This window comes from Burkholderia sp. Ac-20392, from assembly GCF_017104585.1.
Classification (GTDB): Bacteria; Pseudomonadota; Gammaproteobacteria; order Burkholderiales; family Burkholderiaceae; genus Burkholderia; species Burkholderia lata.
This window is the reverse complement of the sequence record NZ_JAAGPB010000829.1, coordinates 1-2,569: the sequence shown is the minus strand read 5'-3', so window position 1 is coordinate 2,569 and position 2,569 is coordinate 1. Positions and strand designations below refer to the sequence as shown.

Annotated in this window: 3 protein-coding genes; all 3 read left to right on the top strand. The window is 67.1% G+C overall.

Annotated features, from left to right (window positions below; all coding sequences use genetic code 11):
* Positions 1-879 (top strand): RtcB family protein (locus tag G3N99_RS38720; protein WP_206125032.1); only part of this gene is annotated, 879 nt, incomplete at its 5' end.
* A 55-nt stretch (positions 880-934) separates the two neighbouring features.
* Positions 935-1,747, top strand: coding sequence for a nucleotidyltransferase domain-containing protein (locus G3N99_RS38715; RefSeq protein WP_175000264.1), 813 nt, complete (start codon positions 935-937; stop codon positions 1,745-1,747).
* A 257-nt stretch (positions 1,748-2,004) separates the two neighbouring features.
* Positions 2,005-2,569, top strand: a 565-nt coding sequence (locus G3N99_RS38710; RefSeq protein WP_206125033.1) for a DUF1176 domain-containing protein, incomplete at its 3' end; no start/stop codon positions are given.

Below are 2,569 nucleotides of genomic sequence, written 5' to 3'. Positions count from 1 at the left end.
GCGCCGGGCCGCCGCGACCCGGGCGCGTGGGGCGACCGCACGCCGGCCGCCGTGACCGAATCGTGGAAGTCGCTGCAACCGGGCTTCCAGCGGATCGTCGACAAGTATCCGAAGCTGGAAAAGACGAACCACTACGCGCATCTCGGCACGCTCGGCACCGGCAATCACTTCATCGAAGTATGCGTCGACGAAGCGGACCACGTGTGGTTCATGCTGCACAGCGGCTCGCGCGGCGTCGGCAATGCGATCGGCAGCCTGTTCATCGAACTCGCGCAGGCCGACATGCGGCAGCACATCGCGAACCTGCCGGATCGCAACCTCGCGTATTTCACCGAGGGCAGCCGGCACTTCGACGATTACGTCGAAGCGGTCGGCTGGGCGCAGGACTACGCGCGCCGCAACCGGCAGGCCATGATGGACGCGGTGATCGGGGCAGCACGCGGCGTGATCGCGAAGCCGTTCTCGGTCGACGAACACGCAGTGAACTGCCACCACAACTACGTGCAGCGCGAACGCCACTTCGGCGAAGACGTGCTCGTGACCCGCAAGGGTGCAGTGTCCGCGCAGAAGGGCCAGCTCGGGATCATTCCGGGCTCGATGGGCGCGAAAAGCTTCATCGTGCGCGGGCTCGGCAACCCGGACAGCTTCTGCTCGTGCAGCCACGGCGCGGGCCGGACGATGAGCCGCACCGAAGCGAAGCGCCGCTTCACGGTCGACGACCAGGTGAAGGCAACCCAGGGCGTCGAATGCCGGAAGGACTCGGGCGTCGTCGACGAAATCCCGATGGCCTACAAGGACATCGACGCGGTGATGGCGGCCCAGCGCAGCCTCGTCGAAGTGGTGCATACGCTGCGCCAGGTGGTGTGTGTGAAAGGATAGCGCGGTGCGCGGCCGATGGCCGGCGGCCGCGCACAACGAAAAGGAAGCAACAACAATGAAAACGGAAAAATTGACAGCGGTGCGCAGCGCGCACCCGGTCGACCCGGCCGTGCGGGCGCGCGTGATGGCGGAGCTCGCGGAAGTCGAGCGCCGCCACGACGTGAGCGTGCTGTTCGCGTGCGAATCGGGCAGCCGCGGCTGGGGGTTCGCATCGCCGGACAGCGATTACGACGTGCGCTTCGTGTATGCGCACCGGCGCGACTGGTACCTGAGCGTCGAACCGCAACGCGACGTGATCGAGCGGCCGCTCGACGACGAGCTCGACGTCAGCGGCTGGGAACTGCGCAAGGCACTGCAACTGCTGCGCCGCTCGAACCCGACGCTGCTCGAATGGCTCGACTCGCCCGTCGTGTATCGCGAAGATGCGCGCTGGGCGCCACGGCTCAGGTCGCTGGCGTCGGCGTTTTTCTCGCCGGTGCGCGGGCGTCATCACTACCTCGCGATGGCGAAGAAGAACTTTCGCGGCTATCTGCAAGGCGACACGGTGCGCTACAAGAAGTACCTGTACGTGCTGCGGCCGCTGCTTGCGGTGCGCTGGATCGACATGGGGCTCGGGATGCCGCCGATGCGCTTCGTGGATCTCGTCGACGGCACCGTGCACGAGCCGGCGGTGCGTGCGGAACTCGACGCCTTGCTCGCGCTGAAGATGAGCGCGAACGAAAGCGAATACGGGCCGCGCAGGCCGGCGGTGCACGCGCTCGTCGAGACGATGCTTGCCGATGCCGAACACGATCGCGAATACAAGCGGCCGTGGGGCGACGTCGCGATGCTCGACGCGTTCCTGCGCGACGTGGTCGACGGTCGATGAAAAATAAACGGCGCGATGCCTTTTGACATCGCGCCGTTTTCGCATCCGCACTTGTCCGACCCATCCGGCCAGCAAGGGACGTGCCCGCACACTACGCGTCGTCGTCACGATCGCCGCCCATTGCGGCGGTATACTTGGTGCCGTTCGGTAAAGCGCGCCGCCGCATGCGCCGCAGCCTTCGACCTGCCCCGCTTGCTGACGATGCGCTTGCAGTCCGACGTCTTCCGTCCGCCCATCCACAGTCGATACGAACCGTCATGTCGCACCGCCTTTCGCTCGCCATCGCCGCCCTCCTCGCCGTTTCCCCGATCGTCGCCCAGGCTCGCCCGCTCGCGCGGCCACCGGTCGAGCGCGATTTCAAGAACTGGTCGGTCGTCTGCGACAACGGCAACCGTTGCATTGCCGAAAGCCACGCCGACGATATCGACGACGCACGCACCAGCCTGATCCTGCGCGTGACGCGCGATGCCGGCCCGGACGCGCAAGCCTCGCTCGACCTCTACGCGTCGGCGCCGCTGGACCTGCGCACCGCACGCGTGGATGGCAGCCCGTTCGATGCCATGGCGGCCCAATGGCACGCGTTCGGCGGCAAACCGGACGATGACGAAGCGCACCCGTTCCGGATCCGGACCAACGATCCGGCAACGGTTGCCGCATGGCTCGCCGCATCGCGCAATGCGCAGCTACTGAGCTTCGGCGATCCGGCGTCGGCCCAAACCGCCCGCACGCCGTTGACCGGACTGAATGCGGCGCTGCTGCTGATCGACGACACGCAGGGCCGTGTCGGCACCGTCACCGCCCTGCTGCGCCCGGGCACCCGGA